This is a genomic window from Gordonia otitidis NBRC 100426, from assembly GCF_000248075.1.
In the GTDB taxonomy this organism is placed as follows: domain Bacteria; phylum Actinomycetota; class Actinomycetes; order Mycobacteriales; family Mycobacteriaceae; genus Gordonia; species Gordonia otitidis.
This window is the reverse complement of record NZ_BAFB01000152.1, coordinates 30,348-45,580: the sequence shown is the minus strand read 5'-3', so window position 1 is coordinate 45,580 and position 15,233 is coordinate 30,348. Positions and strand designations below refer to the sequence as shown.

General features: G+C 64.4%; 14 protein-coding genes and 1 pseudogene. 3 read left to right on the top strand and 12 right to left on the bottom strand.

Annotation, left to right across the window (positions count from 1 at the left end; translation table 11 throughout):
• The 12 genes and pseudogenes from GOOTI_RS15280 to GOOTI_RS15225 all read right to left on the bottom strand — a co-directional run.
• Positions 1-436, bottom strand: a pseudogene (locus tag GOOTI_RS15280) (NAD(P)H-hydrate epimerase); the annotation flags it as partial.
• 9 nt (positions 437-445) lie between these two features.
• Complete coding sequence (glmS, locus tag GOOTI_RS15275; protein WP_007239512.1) at positions 446-2,308, bottom strand: glutamine--fructose-6-phosphate transaminase (isomerizing); 1,863 nt, start codon at positions 2,306-2,308, stop codon at positions 446-448.
• 6 nt (positions 2,309-2,314) lie between these two features.
• Complete coding sequence (locus tag GOOTI_RS15270; RefSeq protein WP_007239511.1) at positions 2,315-3,250, bottom strand: dienelactone hydrolase family protein; 936 nt, start codon at positions 3,248-3,250, stop codon at positions 2,315-2,317.
• A gap of 10 nt (positions 3,251-3,260) precedes the next feature.
• The gene (locus GOOTI_RS15265; RefSeq protein ID WP_007239510.1) at positions 3,261-3,518 is read right to left on the bottom strand and encodes a hypothetical protein; all 258 of its coding nucleotides are present in this window, start codon (positions 3,516-3,518) and stop codon (positions 3,261-3,263) included.
• Entirely contained in the window at positions 3,515-4,603 is a 1,089-nt protein-coding gene (locus GOOTI_RS26410) for a hypothetical protein (RefSeq protein WP_007239509.1), read from the bottom strand. The genes GOOTI_RS15265 and GOOTI_RS26410 overlap by 4 nt, the downstream gene beginning before the upstream one ends.
• Positions 4,600-4,956 carry a hypothetical protein gene (locus GOOTI_RS15255; protein ID WP_007239508.1) on the bottom strand — a complete coding sequence of 119 codons (357 nt, stop codon included), beginning with the start codon at positions 4,954-4,956 and terminating at the stop codon, positions 4,600-4,602. Before GOOTI_RS15255 ends, GOOTI_RS26410 begins: the two co-directional genes overlap by 4 nt.
• 225 nt (positions 4,957-5,181) lie before the next feature.
• Positions 5,182-5,880: an HAD family hydrolase gene (locus GOOTI_RS15250; protein ID WP_007239507.1), complete on the bottom strand. Its 699-nt coding sequence runs from the start codon at positions 5,878-5,880 to the stop codon at positions 5,182-5,184.
• Positions 5,877-7,241 carry a phosphoglucosamine mutase gene (glmM, locus tag GOOTI_RS15245; RefSeq protein WP_007239506.1) on the bottom strand — a complete coding sequence of 455 codons (1,365 nt, stop codon included), beginning with the start codon at positions 7,239-7,241 and terminating at the stop codon, positions 5,877-5,879. The genes GOOTI_RS15250 and glmM overlap by 4 nt, the downstream gene beginning before the upstream one ends.
• Before the next feature lies 1 nt (position 7,242).
• Positions 7,243-7,845, bottom strand: coding sequence for a 30S ribosomal protein S9 (gene rpsI, locus GOOTI_RS15240; protein WP_007239505.1), 603 nt, complete (start codon positions 7,843-7,845; stop codon positions 7,243-7,245).
• The gene (rplM, locus tag GOOTI_RS15235; RefSeq protein WP_005174183.1) at positions 7,842-8,285 is read right to left on the bottom strand and encodes a 50S ribosomal protein L13; all 444 of its coding nucleotides are present in this window, start codon (positions 8,283-8,285) and stop codon (positions 7,842-7,844) included. Before rplM ends, rpsI begins: the two co-directional genes overlap by 4 nt.
• 704 nt (positions 8,286-8,989) lie before the next feature.
• On the bottom strand, positions 8,990-11,509 hold the full coding sequence (locus tag GOOTI_RS15230) for an NACHT domain-containing protein (protein ID WP_007239504.1): 2,520 nt from the start codon (positions 11,507-11,509) through the stop codon (positions 8,990-8,992).
• A gap of 81 nt (positions 11,510-11,590) precedes the next feature.
• Complete coding sequence (locus GOOTI_RS15225; protein ID WP_007239503.1) at positions 11,591-12,535, bottom strand: 4-hydroxy-3-methylbut-2-enyl diphosphate reductase; 945 nt, start codon at positions 12,533-12,535, stop codon at positions 11,591-11,593.
• Between the two features lie 83 nt (positions 12,536-12,618).
• Between GOOTI_RS15225 and GOOTI_RS15220 the strand changes: the two genes are divergently transcribed.
• From GOOTI_RS15220 to GOOTI_RS15210, 3 genes are read left to right on the top strand one after another with little or no spacing between them, the layout of a single operon-like run.
• Positions 12,619-13,500 (top strand): lipid droplet-associated protein, encoded by an 882-nt coding sequence (locus tag GOOTI_RS15220; protein ID WP_039994182.1) that lies wholly within the window; start codon positions 12,619-12,621, stop codon positions 13,498-13,500.
• Positions 13,497-14,918, top strand: coding sequence for an exodeoxyribonuclease VII large subunit (gene xseA / locus GOOTI_RS15215; protein ID WP_007239501.1), 1,422 nt, complete (start codon positions 13,497-13,499; stop codon positions 14,916-14,918). Before GOOTI_RS15220 ends, xseA begins: the two co-directional genes overlap by 4 nt.
• Entirely contained in the window at positions 14,915-15,202 is a 288-nt protein-coding gene (locus GOOTI_RS15210; protein ID WP_007239500.1) for an exodeoxyribonuclease VII small subunit, read from the top strand. Before xseA ends, GOOTI_RS15210 begins: the two co-directional genes overlap by 4 nt.
• The last annotated feature ends 31 nt before the right edge of the window (positions 15,203-15,233 follow it).

Genomic DNA, 15,233 nt, shown 5'->3' with positions numbered 1-15,233 from the left:
GTGGCGGGGTCGATCGACCCGAACACCGTTGCCGCGGCCGGTCGCAGGGGCCCGTGCCCGCCGATACCCACGACACCGTCGACGACGGCATCGAGCGAACCCGGCAGTGCGTCGACGACCCGACCCCCCGGCGTCGGAGAGCCGTCAGCCCGCCGGGGTGTGCCTTGTCGGGAGAAAGGAGGACCGCACGGACAGCCACACCGCGCCTCGCGAGTTCGGCTCCGGCGTACAACGCATCGCCGCCGTTGTCGCCTGCTCCGATTACGAGGCCGACAGTGCGCCCGACGACGGCGCCTGATCGGTCACGAAGGAGTGCGAGCACTGCTCCGGCCACACCGTGGGAGGCGCGGCGCATCAGCGTGCCGGTGGTCAGCAACTCCCCTGTCGCGCGTTCCGCGGCTCGGACGGCGTCGGCGGTGAGGTAGCTGACCGGCATGTGGCTCCCCTATTCGACGGTGACCGACTTGGCGAGGTTTCGCGGCTTGTCGACGTCGTAGCCGCGTGCCTGCGCGACGCTCGCGGCGAAGACCTGCAGCGGCACGGTCGACACCAGCGGCTGCAACAGCGTCGGCGTCTTCGGGATCGGGATGAAGTGGTCGGCGACCGCGCGCGCGGCGTCGTCGTCGTCCTCGGCGATCACGATGGTCCGCGCTCCGCGCGCCTGGATCTCCCGGATGTTGCTGACCATCTTGGAATGCAGCACCGCACGGCCATCGGCCTGCGGCATCACGACGATGACAGGCAGTCCGTCCTCGATGAGGGCGATCGGACCGTGTTTGAGCTCACCCGCCGCGAATCCCTCGGCGTGCATGTAGGCGAGCTCCTTGAGCTTGAGCGCTCCCTCGAGCGCCACCGGGTAACCGACGTGACGCCCGATGAACAGCACGGTCGGGCGATCGGCGAGCGACTCCGCGAGTTCGCGGACGGGCTCCATCGTGCCGAGCACCTCGGTCACGGCGTCGACCATGGCCTCCATCGCACCGAACTCCCGCGCGACCTCGTCGGCGTACTTGGTGCCGCGCGCCTGAGCGAGCGCGAGACCGACGAGATAGGCGGCGGCGATCTGCGCGAGGAAACACTTCGTCGAGGCGACGCCGATCTCGGGGCCGGCATGTGTGTAGAGCACAGCGTCGGACTCGCGGGGAATCTGCGCACCGTTGGTGTTGCAGATCGCGAGGACCCGGGCCTTCTGATCCTTGGCATGCCTGACGGCCTCGAGCGTGTCGGCGGTCTCGCCGGACTGCGAGATGGCCACGACGAGGGTCTGTCGGTCGAGCACCGGGTCGCGGTAGCGGAACTCGCTTGCCAGCTCGACCTCGACGGGCAGCCGGGTCCAGTGCTCGATGGCGTACTTGGCGAGCATGCCTGCGTGATAGGCGGTTCCACAGGCGACGACGAAGACCTTGTCGACGTCGCGCAGGTCGTCGTCGGACAGACGCTGCTCGTCGAGGACGATCCGCCCGTTCTCCAGGTGCCCCAGGAGTGTGTCGGCGAGAGCTCGGGGCTGCTCGGCGATCTCCTTGAGCATGAAGTAGTCGTAGCCACCCTTCTCCGCGGCAGCCAGATCCCAATTGATGTGGAACGGTTTGCCCGGGCGGGGGTTCTGGTCGAAGTCGGTGATGGTGTAGCTGTCGGCCGAGATCACCACGACCTCGTCCTGACCGAGCTCGACGGCATCCCGGGTGTGTTCGATGAAGGCGGTGACATCGGAGGCGACGAACATCTCGCCCTCACCGACGCCGACGACCAGCGGCGTCGACCGTCGTGCCGCGACGATCGTGTCGGGATGATCGGAGTGGGTGAACACCAACGTGAACGCGCCGTCTAGTCGACGCAGCGCCGAGTAGGCGCTCGCTACGAAGTCACCCGCGGTCGGGCCGAAGTTGTACTCGCGCTCCACGAGATGCACCGCGGTCTCGGTGTCTGTGTCGGAGGTGAACTCGATACCCTCGGCTTCGAGCTCGGCGCGCAGCGGTGCGTAGTTCTCGATGATCCCGTTGTGCACGACGGCGAGCTTGCCGTCAGTGCTGACATGCGGGTGGGCGTTGCGGTCGGTGGGCTGCCCGTGCGTCGCCCATCGTGTGTGCCCCATCCCGGTCGTGCCCGCGAGGGCATCCCGACCGACCGACGCGATCTGCTTGTCCAGGTTCTCGAGGCGACCTGCCTTCTTCTCGACGGTCGTGTGACCGTGCCCGTCGAGAATGGCGACGCCCGCCGAGTCATATCCGCGGTATTCCATCCGGCGCAGCGCCTCGACAACGATGTCAAGGGCATCGCGCCTGCCCACGTATCCGACGATTCCACACATAGATGTTCAGCGTACCGGGGATTTTGCGAGCAATTGACGACCCGCACCGCTCGACTTCGCACCGAACAGACGCGACACCGAGTCGAGCCGCTCCTCCGGCGGTTCCTCGACGTCGACGACCGTGGTCTTGCCGATCTGCGCCTCGGGGTCGGTGAAGCCGGCGTACTGGGGGTCTCCGGTCAGGGTGTACAGCAAGAATCCCGTACTGATCGCACGTACGGTCGAATGCGACTTGCGGTCGACCGCACTCAACCCGATCAGCGACTTGATCGACGGTCGCGCGACGATGTCGGCACGCGTGGCCTTTGGGATGGTGCGCAACGCCACATCGCCCGCGTAGTCACGCGCCAACGCCAGGGCGTTCGCGTCGACGTTGTCGAGCTCGCGCGCACCGGTCAGGATCAGACACGGAGCCGTGGCAGTCGCCGCGGCTTTCGGCAGGGCATCGGTCGTCGGGGCGGGGAACAGTGCCACGACGCTGCGCAGAGCGAGCGCTTCCTGCCCGAGCAACTGCTCGTCACTCGCGGCGATCACGGCGGCAGCGGCGCCGAAACCGTGACCGATCACACCGATACGGTCACGGTCGACGGTGACTTCTCCGGTGCCGAGTGAGTAGTTGCTGACCACTGCCGCGGCGGCACGCAGATCGGCTGCCAGACCGACGTCGGAGGCCAGTACTCCCTTCTGATCGTCGGGCGCCGCGACGACGATGCCCCATGAGGCGAAGTGGTACAGCAGGTCGCGATAGCGTTTGGCGCTGCTCAACCACCCGTGACCGAAAGCGACGGCCGGATACCGACCGGCGTCGGCCGGTGTGAAGACCTGACCGTGCATGCCGACGATGCCGAGGTCGCCCCGCAGCACCTTGTGCGGACCACGCCGAGCGAGCTGCTTGGCCAACTTGTCGGGAGACTTGGCGGAGATGCGCTTTTTCCGGGCCACGTAGCTCAGCCTATGTGCTCTCAGCGGGAGAATGCGGACTGGCCTCGGCCATGTCGGCAGGCAACAGCACGCGGGGAAGCGCGTCGGCTTCGTCTGCGTCGATGACGAGCTGCTCACGCGCCAGTGTCGATGGGGAGCCGGGTCGGCTCCGGTGCTCGGCACACGCGCTTGCCAGGTCGGTCTGTGTCGCGCTGAACTCACGTGAGGCACCGACGATCGACTCTGTCGCCGCGCGGGCAAGCGCGTCGATCTGATCTGCGATGGTCACTGGTCACCCGCCAGTGCCAGATCGGCCGCGGAATCTGATTCGGGGACCTGCGACAGGGGTTGATCGGCTCGCGGGCCATCGCCACCCGGCGGTGGCTGGTCGGCCGGCGGGCCGGGGACTGACTGCGGGCCGGGGACTGACTGGGGGCCGGGGACTGACTGCGGCCCCTGCGTGGACGTGGCGGGCTGATCGGGGCGCGGCAGGGTCAACGGGACGTCGACACTCTCGGACTGACGACCTGACCGGGGCGTGTTCTCGCCCGTGTGATCCGGCTGCTCACCCGAACGCGCATGCGCTTCGGGCCCCGCAGGCGCATGCGCGCCGGGTCCGACAGGCGCATGCGCGCCGGGCCGCTCCTCACCGGCCGGCGCCTCGGGGATCACGATCAACGTGCTCTGCGCTTTCGCAGGATTCACGTCGAGACGTCCCCTACCTCGATCGCCGGTCTGATATGCGTCGCCATCAAGGCCCTCCGTCGCACGGTTGAGAGTGTGCAGGATGTCGTCGAGTGCAGCGACCGTCGTCTCGGCGGTGCTGAGGACCAGTTGAACGCGGGAGAGGATGTCGGCGGCGACGAGCGTGAGCGGCACCCTCCCGGTGAGAATCGCTGTCGGCAGTTCGCCGCTGGGTACTCCCGCCACGAGTGGGGACGAACATCGCGCGACAGTGACGTACCACGTCCGTAAGAGACGGTCGATGCCCGTCGCCGCTGCGTTCGTCGAGTCGGACAGGGCACGCAGCGCGCCGAGGTCTGCTTCGATGCGACGCTGATGATCGAGGACGTGGCCGATCGCTGCGTCGCCCGACGCGCTCGACCATCCGTCGTCGAGCCTGACCTGCTGCTCGGGCAGGCAGTGCAGTTGCTCGGCGACCACACGATGGGCGGATGCGAGTCGGTGCGCGTCGTCGGAGAGTCCGGCGATGTCGAACTGGCCTATGCGCACCAACGGTTTTCGGATCTCGTCGTCGTCGGCGGGCACGTCGATCCCCAGTGTTCGCCCGACACCCATCAGTGAGATCAACTCGTCGCTGCCCGCGATCGCCTGTGTCCGTAGTTCGGCGAGACTGCCCGGTCTCCGACTCACGAGGGACTCCCGGTGGCACGGGCGGTCCTGTGAGGTGACGCTGCCGTGGCGGCGTCGCGACCGTCGGCTCGACGTATCGTCGACGCGCCGGCGGAGTCGGCATCGTCGAGGCGCGATGCTCCCTGGGTCAGTATGTCGGCGAGGTCGGCTACTGCGGCGGCCTGCGCTCGGAGACGCCCGACGAGATGCTCGCCCATCGCACCATAGCGTTGCGCCATCAGGGCATACGCCTCCCCGACGCTCCACCGCCCGAACGGTCGGGATTCCATGCCCGACGCTGCAGCGGCGACCACCGAAGACGCGTGTCGATAGAACGACGCCACCGCATTGACCTGATCGACGTCGACACGCACGTGATCTACCGCGGCATGCGGCCCACTCTTCGGCACAGTCCTGCCCCCGTCCGTCCACCGTCACGTCTTGTCGAGATGCCTCGGTGTTCCGTCGTCGGGATGTCCGGTCTGCGGCACTCTACGTGTGGCGTTGAAGTCTAGACGCTGAGCAAGTGCTGTGGGTTCCATGTTCGTCGAGAATTCCGCACTCGACGTCTCGGTGTGTCGCTCGGCCGCGGGCCGCGGTCACGGCAGCGCGATGCCATGGCGTGCAACGGCATCGAGGAGCGCCGTGGGCCGATCGGTAGGCGGGACGTCATGGACCAGCTCGAAAGCGCAGCCGATCCTCGTCGCGCCGCCGTCGGCTTCCTGGCTGTCACCGATCATGAGCGCGTCGTACCCGGCGACCCCGAGTTCGTCGAGGGCCGCGTGGAAGATACGGGGGTTGGGTTTGATCGCACCGACCTCATACGACAGCGCGTACGACCCGACCAGATCACGTAGGCCGACACGCTCGAGAACCTCGCGGACGTCGAAGGCGATGTTGCTGACGACGCCGACCGGAACCCCCGCCGAACGCAGGCCGCGCAAAACGGCCTCGGTGCCGTCGAACGGCTCCCACGACGCCGGATCGAGCACGCGCTCGTAGAGCGACTCCGCCTGCCCGGGAACCGTGAGTCCGGACGCACGCAGGATCGCGAGGTAGGCACGACGATGCTCAGCGGGATCGAGATCCCTTCTCTCCCAGGAGATCCGATCGTCATCCTCGACGGCGGCCGGCAGCCCGACGGGCTGGGTCATCCGTCGGATCAGTTCCATCTGATGGTCGAGGTGCAGCGGTTGGCCGTTCTCGTCGTGCAGATCGGCGAACCACTCGGGCCTGTCGGTGAACCGGAACAACGTGCCGGAGAAGTCGAACAGGACCGCCTTGGGTGGCGAACTCATCCCGCAGCCCCGGCGTCGGCGACGACGCCCGCGATGCGAGCAGCCACCCCGTGCGCGAGTTCCGGGGTCGGCGCCTCCACCATGACCCGCACTAACTGCTCGGTTCCCGAGGGCCGCAACAGGACTCGGCCGGTCGATCCCAGCTCCTGCTCGGCTGCGTCGACGGCGTCACGCACCGACTCCGCGATCGCGACGGCGTGCTTGTCGGCGACGCGGACATTGATGAGCTCCTGCGGCAACACGGTGACGATCGACGCGAGGTCGGCCAGGCGCCTGCCCGACCTGACGATCTGCTCCATGAGCAGCAGGCCGGTGAGGATGCCGTCGCCGGTGGTTCCCGCGTGCGGGTAAACGATGTGGCCGGACTGCTCACCGCCGAGCGAATAGCCCCCGCGACGCAGCTCCTCCAATACGTATCGATCACCGACGGCGGTGGTACGCACCTCGATTCCCGCTTCGCGCATCGCGATGTGCAGACCGAGGTTGCTCATCACCGTCGCGACGAGTACGTCGTCGACGAGTCGGCCACGGGCGTGCAGCGCGGTGGCCAGGATCGCCATGATGGCGTCGCCGTCGACGAGCTGCCCCGTCGAATCGACCGCGAGACATCTGTCGGCGTCGCCGTCGAACGCGATGCCGAGGTCGGCGCCGTGCTCGAGGACGGCTGCCTGCAGTTTCTCCATGTGTGTGGAGCCGCAGTCGGCGTTGATGTTGATGCCGTCGGGTTCGGCGTGGATGGTGGTGACGTTCGCGCCCGCGGCACTGAACACGTGCGGACCCACCTGTGCCGCTGCGCCGTTGGCGCAGTCGACCACGACGTTGAGGCCGTCGAGTCGCGCGTCGATCGCTGCGGCGAGGTGCGCGCCGTAGCGCGCAGCGGCGTCCGGGGCGTCCCGAAGTCGGCCGACGCCTGCGCCTGTCGGATGCGGGACGTCGCCGGAGGTCATCACGGCTTCGATCCGGTCTTCGACCTCGTCGTCGAGTTTGTGTCCGCCCGCGCCGAAGAATTTGATGCCGTTGTCGGGCATCGGGTTGTGCGACGCGGAGATCATGACGCCGAACGTGGCGTCGTAGTCGCCGGTCAGGAATGCGACCGCGGGCGTCGGCAGTACGCCGACACGGATAGCGTCGGCTCCGACGGCAGCCAGGCCCGCACAGACAGCGGCCTCGAGCATCTCGCTGGATGCGCGCGGATCGCGGCCGACGACCACCTGGGGCCGGGTGCCGCGTGCGTCGTCGCGGGGTGTGGAAAGTTGTCCGAGAACGACCGCGGCGGCCGAGGCCAGGCGCAACGCCAACTCGGGTGTGAGTTGATCGTTGGCCAGGCCTCGGACGCCGTCGGTACCGAAAAGGCGTGCCAAGTCAGCGCTTGGAGTACTGCGACGCCTTGCGGGCCTTCTTCAGGCCGTACTTCTTGCGCTCGACCGCACGCGGGTCGCGCGTGAGGAAGCCGGCCTTCTTCAGTGCCGGGCGGTCCTCAGGGGTGACCTCGATGAGGGCACGGGCAATGGCGAGCCGCAGCGCACCGGCCTGGCCCGAGGGGCCACCGCCGACGAGCTTGGCGAAGATGTCGAACGACTCGGTGCGCTCGACGGTCACCAGCGGAGCCTTGATGAGCTGCTGGTGGACCTTGTTGGGGAAGTACTCCTCGAGGCTGCGGCCATTGAGGGTGAACCCACCCGAACCGGGCATCATGCGAACGCGAACGACGGCCTCCTTGCGGCGGCCGACGGTCTGGATCGGACGGTCGATGACCACGGGGCCACGATCGATGGTGACCTCGGCGGCAGCGGGTGCCTCGGTGTCGTAGTCGTCTGCGGCCTGCTCGAGCTCGACTGCGGCCTCCACGGCGGCTTCTACAGCTCCCTCGGCGGCGGCGGTGTCGTCACCGGCAGCGGCCTGGGCGGCAGCGGCATTCTCCACCGCGTTCTCCACAGCTTCGTCGCTGATGTTCTCGTTGCTCACTGGGCCACCTGCTTGATCTCGAAGGGGACGGGGCGCTGGGCCGCGTGGGGATGGTTCGGGCCTGCGTACACCTTGAGCTTCGAGGCCATGGCGCGGCCGAGCTTGGTGTGGGGCAGCATTCCCGTGATCGCCTTCTCGACGACCCGCTCGGGGTGCGATTCGAGCAGCTCGGCGGTGGTCTGCACCTTGAGGCCACCCGGATGTCCGGAGTGCCGGTAGTTCAGCTTGCGGTCAGCCTTGTTGCTGGTCAGCGCAACCTTCTCGGCGTTGATGATGATGACGAAATCGCCACCATCCATGTGGGGTGCGTAGGTCGGCTTGTGCTTGCCGCGGAGCAGGTTGGCGCTCTGCACGGCCAGCCGGCCGAGCACCACGTCGTTGGCGTCGATGACATGCCACGTGCGGGTGATGTCACCGGCCTTCGGGGTGTAAGTAGGCACAGGTGGTCCTCAACTCTTGTTCGATGGTGCTGGTCAGGTGCGCAGACGGAGGTGATTCCCGGCGACCAGTGGGGACCCGGGACTCTGCTACCTTGCTCCACGCGGGAGCGAAGGTGTCACGCACCAGCGGTCCAGAGTACGCGACGCCGCTGGTCAGGGTCAAAATGGCACTTCGGGGTGTTTGGGACTAACGCGCGCTGCGTACCGATATGCAGAGCACCAGCCCTCCCGCCAGATCGCACCGAAAGTAGAGACGATCATCTGAGTAGACGCGGTGACGCTTCGAACGAGACCGCGATCATTCGCCTACTAGTGCGGGTGCCGTGACCACTGGAGCGCACCACCTCTGCTACACGGATAGTGGTACGCAACATAGGCATCGGCCCTCAGTAGCGACTACGCCCTAGGAAAGGTGGGAGGCTAAGCAGAATCTCATCGACCGGTGTCCAGTCATCGAGCGCCGCACCAGCCCGTTCGCGCGGGCCATGGATGCCACACGTCGAGGGCCCCCGATGAGATCAGGCACTTCGGAGCTCCCGAGCAAACTAGCCCAAACTTGACAGCAGTCAGGAGATGCATTCCTGCCGGGATCAAGCAACTCAGCCGATGACCTCACGTTTGACAGCACAGACCCTTGCAATCGACGCATTTGTCGAAACTCGCAAAATAGGTAGGGCGTGTTTTATATTCCACTGGCATCATCGTCAACTACCCCTGCCAGTCTGAGATCCGATGACGCCATTTAAACGACGCTTCTCCTCAGGCTTTTCAATCCGTTCCAGACTCTGCCGGGTCTGAGTGATGCCCTTCTCCACCTTGTTATAGGCCAGCTGCCGGTGTGTGCTGTTTTTATATTTGTAACGATCAACAACGCTCAATACCGCCGCTTTCTTCAGCATAGTCTCTTCACTGGGAAAGTGACGACCAGTCAGGTATGCGCCCACCAACACTAGTGAAAAAAAGTCACGATAAAAGTTAGTCTGCTCGATTTCCTGCACGAGCGGCTTCAAGTCGCTCACCCATCCACGTTGTCCCACGCAAGCGATCAATATCGCGGCGGGAGCCGCATTGCTGACGTCTTCTCGAAAACCTTCCTCTTTCAATAGCTCATCCAGTATCGGCAACAGCTTCCGCGTCGAAAGAGTCGAGTCCATCATATTCGCCACAAAAATGCACGGCACGACGGTTCGCAAAAACATCGGATTGCTGGCTGCGGTTTCATCGCCGTCCGTGTCATCGCTATAGTCTTCCTCACGCGCACTAGCATCGCCGTTCGACAGCATTTCAGTCAGAACGTCGCGCAAGTCGGAAAAGCGTGGATCATGCTCCACTAGTCCGATCAGCTCACTCCAACCCCTAAGGACCAAGCGTAACAACTTTGCTTTTGACGACAGATCCCGAACCTCGTCGGAGTCGCGCAAGATTGAAGATACCGTTTCAAGTGTCAGCATATACCTACGCAAGAACGTTTCTTCTGATTCAACAATATCTACGAACGGATGCCTATCTCGATCGGGTACCACATCCAAGAAGTCGTGACCATCCTCGTCGCTGTCACTATCATCTTCGTCGTCTGCAACAAAAACAGATTGGTCCGATTCGTCATCATCTGCGATCAATCTATCTGGCGCAATGATCGTGCTAAAATTCTCAAACGCTGTGGCAGTTGATTGTTGACTAAAGGAGGATAGGAACTGTATCAACCGCGGCAGGATGTCATCGTTACGCCTATTCAGCGCGGCATAATGCCGTATCACTGGAGCAAACTTTAGTATATTTTCCATCAAAAAATCCCGAAAGTCCAGGTCTCGCGTAGCTGCCTTCGCTGCAAAAAGATGCAGATAAGAGCTGCGTGCGAAGCAAACGCCCGCTTGACTCACTCGCAATATCCGCGATTCCCGGAGCATCGATAACATATCGGAGGCCGTCTCAGGCCATGCGAAATCGCTCTTAAGACGTTCGAGGACCTGCAGCACGCTGCTTTCCGGCCAGTATACAATTTCGTTCCGGGTGTATTCTTCAGCCAGTTTTGAAAGGGCAGTAATGGCTTGATCTGGGCCAATAGAATATCGAGAGTCTGCCAATGGATTACCACGGCCGACCAGTAGACTTAAGTATTGCTCGAGTATTCCTGTTGCTGAAGACTCCGAACTCACATCTTCCCCAGCGAGAAGAATGGAGATTAGCAATGATACGGTGAACGGCGTACGAGGAAGCCGTTCCACACTCAGTAACGAAACTATCTTGGTGACCATCTGCTCGTGTGCGACGGGTGCAACGATCCGCGCTAGCTCGGCGACGTCTGTGGTGTTCAGTTTACCTAGATACACCACCTGGGGGCTAACGCCGACTGCACGCAGTTTCTCAACCACGTCAGCTTCCTCGCCCATCCGGCACCCGAGGAAAATAGTAGCCGCGTCCAAGTTTGCTATGTCGGAGATAGCGTTATTCGACACCTTCGGGACAAAAGGGGAATAATTGTCGATAGCAAGAACGTAAGGAGGTAAAGAATCTCTCTTCTTCTCAATCACTTCCTTGTCAAGCGCTTCCCTCACTACGAGACTTCTGAGTGGGCCAACACCCTTAGGACAGTAGTTGAAATCAACCAGTATTGGGGTAAGCGCAGGGTTTTTCTCGGCCGCACGCAGTGATAGCCATGTCAAAGTTGTCGATAGTCCCGATTGTTCTTCCCCCGCCACAACAGTAACACCAGGACGAGTACATTCGAGCTCAGGATCTAGTCGCTTCACCCCTTCGCGATCCAAGGGCTTGTCAATATATTCTGGATTCGGCACTGGTCGCAAGATCGGCGCTATTGTGGCGCTTCGTATTCCATCCGGAATGTGATCCGGAATTCTTCCAGGACCATAAATCTGCTTCAGTTCCTCGATCACACTGGCCAGAATGCGAAGCCGCGACTCTTCGGGAATATTTCGAGCGATTCCATGTTCGTTACGCCGCACCAATCCTCTGGATGCATCAACGAGACTACTGACAAAGTGGGGAAGGTCTGAATACTCCTTACCATAAGACACCGCAAGAATATTGTCGTCGCTGTGTTGTCGAACAACGTCTTCTAGTTCCGAATCCTTGCATAGACGGAAATGCTTTACGCCAGACTCTGGAAATACGGTTCGATGCCATTCCAATAACTTGCCAAAATTGGGGTCAGCGAGGCCAGAACCACACCCGAGGTAGATAATCGAGCGTGTGAGCAGAATCATACATTTGCGGCGCTCTGACTGATCGGCTAGCTACGAACACGGAGATTGCCTGCCCCATGTAAGCGCGTTAATTGAGACCACTTACCGCGCGGGACGCAATTCACGCGGCAACGCGAACGTCAGCGTCTCCTCGGCGGTGTTGACCTTCTCGACGGTGTCGTAGCCGCGCTCGGCCAGGTAGTCGAGCACCCCGCGCACCAGCACCTCGGGAACCGACGCACCGGAGGTCACGCCGACCGTCGAGACACCGTCGAGCCAGGCGTCGTCGATCTCGCGGGCGTAGTCGACGAGGTGTCCGTCCTTGGCGCCGTTCTGCACGGCCACCTCGACGAGGCGTACCGAGTTGGACGAGTTCTTGGAGCCCACCACGATCACGAGGTCGCACTGCGGCGCCATGGCCTTGACGGCGACCTGCCGGTTCTGGGTGGCGTAGCAGATGTCGTCGCTGGGCGGATCAGCCATCTCGGGGAATTTCTCGCGGAGCCGACGGACGGTTTCCATCGTCTCGTCGACCGAGAGCGTGGTCTGCGACAGCCAGATCACCTTCGACTCGTCGCGCACGGTGACGTTGTCGACGCTGTCGGGGCCGTCGACGATCTGGATGTGCTCAGGCGCCTCGCCCGAGGTGCCCTCGACCTCCTCGTGGCCCTCGTGGCCGATCAGCAGGATGTCGTAGTCGTCGCGGGCGAAACGCTTGGCCTCCTGATGCACCTTGGTCACCAGCGGACATGTTGCATCGATCGTCTTCAGGCTGCGCTCGGCGGCGGTCCGATGTACCTCGGGAGATACGCCGTGAGCGGAGAACACGACGATCGCGCCCTCGGGAACCTCGTCGGTCTCGCCGACGAACACCGCACCGCGCTCGGTGAGCGTGTCGACGACATGTCGGTTGTGGACGATCTCTTTGCGCACGTAGACCGGTGCTCCGTGCTTGTCCAGGGCGCGTTCGACGGTCTCGACCGCTCGGTCGACGCCCGCGCAATAACCACGCGGCTCGGCCAGCAGGACACGCTTGGATTCAGACATGGTCTCCAGGGTACGTGGTGTGAGACCTCCGAACCGCCGTGCTCCGGGTTGGTGTGACGCAGACCAGATGGCAGAGTGTTGTCATGGTTCGCGCACCCTATCCTGCACGTATCGCCGCAGGTCTCATCGTCGTGGCAATCGAAGAGACCCGCCGACTCCCGACACGCCTGTTCACGCTGCCCATGACAGCGGTCAGTCAGACCCTCCAGGCGGGGATGCGCGCGCAGCAGCAGATCGCCGAACTCGCCATCAAGGGCGACGAGGCTCTCGACATGATCTTCGACAAACCGGACGAGCAGCCCGAGTGGGCCCGCTTCGACGAGGACGAGCTCACCGAGATCGATCCGGGAACCCCCATCGAGACCGCGGAAGTCGACGTTCCCGATGCCGAGGACGCGCCGGTCACGACGCTGCACCCGACGCCTCGCGCAACTCCGTCAACCGCGAAGGCTCCCCCGACGCAGAAATCCGCACCCTCCAGCAGCGCCGCACCGAAAAGTGCGTCACCAGAGAGTGCGGCCCCAAAGAGTGGAACACCGAAGAGTGGAACACCGAAGAGCGCGGCCCCGAAAGCCACACCGGCCAAGAAAGCCACGCCGGCGAAGAGCGCCACGGACGCAGACGGTCCGTCGGACGCCGCATCATCACCGAGCGCGGCATCGCCGACGGTGCCACGGGCCGACGCGGGGCGATTCGCGCTCTACAGCTCTGCCCCGGCAGACCTCGTCGCAGGCGACACCCCGACAACCGATGGCACCCCCGACGTCGACAAACCGGAGATCGTCGAGTTCATCGAGTACGACAACCTGACCCTGGCTCAACTGCGCGCCAAGCTCAGAGCCGTCGACCTCGACGATCTGACCGCACTCGCGGCATACGAGGCGGCCACCAAGAACCGCGCGCCGTTCGTCACCATGCTCGACAACCGGATCACGGCACAGAACAAGCGGTCCCCCAACTCGTGACCTCGGCGCACGGAACGCCGACCGGCAACAACCCCGCGGATTCCAGCACCAGGGGCTCCGCTTCCAGGGACTCGGGCAACAAGCACTCAGGCAACAATGCGGACAACCCGTGGCCGGTGCGCACGGTCAACCGCAAGATCGCCGAGTGGATCAACCGCCTCGGTCAGATCTGGGTGGAGGGCCAGGTCACCCAGGTCTCGCGTCGTCCCGGAACGCGCACGTCTTTCCTGACACTGCGCGATCCGGCCGCCGACATCTCGATCACCGTCACCTGCAACCCTGATCTGCTGATGCGCACGGAGGTCCCGGTCACCGAGGGCAGCCACGTGGTGATGCTCGGACGCCCCGACTTCTACGCGGGCCGCGGGACGATCTCGTTGCGCGTCACCGACATTCGACCCATCGGCATCGGCCAGTTGCTGCTGCGGATCGAGCGACTCAAACAGCTCCTCGCCGCCGAAGGTCTCCTCGATCCACGACTCAAGCGCCGGCTGCCGTTTCTCCCGCGCACGGTGGGCCTGATCTCCGGACGGGCCAGTGCCGCGCAACGCGATGTGATGACGGTGGCGGCCGCACGCTGGTCGCAGGTCCGCTTCGCGGTGCGTGACGCGCCCGTGCAGGGTCCGACGGCAGTACCGCGGATCCTGGCACACCTCGCCGAACTCGACGCCGATCCCGACGTCGACGTCATCGTCATCGCACGCGGCGGGGGCAGCGTCGAGGATCTACTCCCCTTCTCCGACGAAACACTCCTGCGTGCCGTCGTGGCGTGCTCGACGCCGGTGATCAGCGCCATCGGACACGAACCCGACAACCCGCTTCTCGACCTCGTCGCCGACGTCCGGGCGGCCACCCCCACCGACGCGGCGAAACGGGTGGTCCCCGACGTCACCGCCGAGCTGGCCGGGATCGCCGAGATGCGCCGACGCAGCGCCCACGCCCTCCGGAACTGGGTTCATCGCGAGGAACGGGTGATCTCGGGGCTGCGCGCCCGACCGGTGCTGGCCAACCCGTTCACGATGATCGACCGACGCTCCGACGACGTCGAGCGCATGCGCCGCGACATCCGCCGCGACGTGGTCCGGATGGTGGATGCCGAGGAACGTCGCGTCGAGCACCTGTCGGCGCGGCTGTCCACCCTCGGACCCGCGCAGACACTCGCGCGCGGATACGCCGTGGTCCAACGCGTCGACACCGGCGAACCCCACGTGGTGACCTCGACCGACCAGATGCCGGCGGGGGCACGGCTGCGCATCCGCGTCGGCGACGGCGCCGCGCTGGCACAGGTCTCCGACGGCACCACAGACCCCGCCGACGGCATCAAGAATCCCGCCGACGGCACCACAGACCCCGCCGACGGCATCAAGAATCCCGCCGACGGCACCGGCAACTGCAGCACGAAGAGGAGCACCACGTGACCGGCCCTGCGAAAGGCAAGTCCGCCAAGCCGATTCCGGTCGAGCAACTCGGCTATGAGCAGGCTCGTGACGAGCTCATCGAGGTCGTCACGGCACTCGAGCACGGGGGCCTCGACCTCGACGCATCCCTTGCTCTCTGGGAGCGTGGAGAAGCACTGGCCACGCGGTGCGAAGCGCATCTGACCGGCGCCCGGGACCGCATCGAGGCCGCACTCTCGCACGAGGTAGACACCGACTCGGACGACGATCCGGACTCCGACGACGAGGATCTCGACGACGAGTGACACCCTGTCCGGCGGGCCACACGCGCCACCG